A 362-nucleotide genomic window follows, 5' to 3' on the forward strand; every position below is an offset into this window, starting at 1 on the left:
ACGGTTAGCAAGGCAGACATTTCGGATAATGGGAATGGTACATACACTTTTACCAATAATGACGGTACCGATGTGATCCTCGATACCCGTGCGGCCTCCAACAGCTATGATAGTGGAACCAGTGGCCTTGGGGTTGCCAATGTGCAGGATGCCATAGATGCCCTTGCCGCGGGAAGCACCGACGATCAGGATCTGACGGGTGCGACCCTGACGGGCAGTTCCCTTCAGATTGACATAGAGAACGGAAGCTCAGCTACTGTCGACCTTTCTTCCCTGGTAGACGATGCGGACGCTGATGCTACGAATGAGATCCAGGATCTGGGCAGTGTACTTACAGAAGGCAATGATGCCGGAGGCGCAGC

At 53.9% G+C, this 362-nt stretch carries 1 protein-coding gene; it reads left to right on the forward strand.

The features are described 5' to 3' along the window. Nucleotides 1–362 (forward strand): hypothetical protein (locus QU605_RS15395; protein ID WP_289726213.1); only part of this gene is annotated, 362 nt, incomplete at both ends.

It is taken from the genome of Robiginitalea aurantiaca, assembly GCF_030380815.1.
GTDB lineage: Bacteria > Bacteroidota > Bacteroidia > Flavobacteriales > Flavobacteriaceae > Robiginitalea > Robiginitalea aurantiaca.